The 658-nt window shown below is 53.6% G+C and carries 1 protein-coding gene and 1 pseudogene; both read left to right on the forward strand.

Annotated features, from left to right (window positions below; genetic code table 11):
• The first annotated feature begins 53 nt into the window (after positions 1-53).
• Positions 54-239, forward strand: coding sequence for a helix-turn-helix transcriptional regulator (locus AB4Z23_RS27700; protein WP_441361207.1), 186 nt, complete (start codon positions 54-56; stop codon positions 237-239).
• Between the two features lie 167 nt (positions 240-406).
• A pseudogene (locus tag AB4Z23_RS27705) lies at positions 407-658 on the forward strand (phage late control D family protein); the annotation flags it as partial.

The following is a 658-nucleotide window of genomic DNA, read 5'->3' on the forward strand; positions in this document are numbered from 1 at the left end:
ACATGTGCGTGGAGGCGACCGAGGCCGCATCGATCAGATCACCGGCTATAGAAATGACGGCACGACAGTCCATGGTTCTAAAATGGGCCGCCGAAGGAAAAACGACCCAGGAGATAGCGCTCCTTGAGAACATGACACACCATACTGTGAATTTTCATATGAAGAGCATTCGACGGAAACTTAAGACCGTAACTCTCCCGCAGTCGACTGCGTTGGCCACAAAGTTGGGATTGATCTAAGATTTGGGCTTCAGGCAAACCAGTGAGATAAAATCTTCAATAGCGGATTTGGATTAATAGGGAAGTCGCTGTCGCCAGTGTTGACGACTTGCCCCAAATTCGTGGAGATTCAGTCGGTGGCGTCTCGCAGAACGCGGACATTCGTACACCGCTCTTGCTCTAAGTGCGTGTCACATCAGTTTWCCTCGCCGGATGAAGCGGACAATGCGGCGCAAGCGAAAGCCAAAAGCCTGAAGCGTGGCGAGGACAGTACATCGGTCACGGTGATTGGCGACGAGACTATCTGCGCCAGCGCTCCCCTGCTCTACGCCGGCATTCGGCCCGGCGTTGATGGCGTGCCCTACATCATCAACACGGCCACGCACAAATATGTCGGGAAAGGCACCTTCACCACCGACATTTCCGACAAGCTCTACGAT

Source organism: Agrobacterium sp. MCAB5, from assembly GCF_052114365.1.
Taxonomy (GTDB): domain Bacteria; phylum Pseudomonadota; class Alphaproteobacteria; order Rhizobiales; family Rhizobiaceae; genus Agrobacterium; species Agrobacterium tumefaciens.

What these genes read in the sequence shown, in the direction of transcription:
- AB4Z23_RS27700 (WP_441361207.1), top strand. Translation starts at nt 54, where the DNA reads ATGACGGCACGACAGTCCATGGTTCTAAAATGGGCCGCCGAAGGAAAA.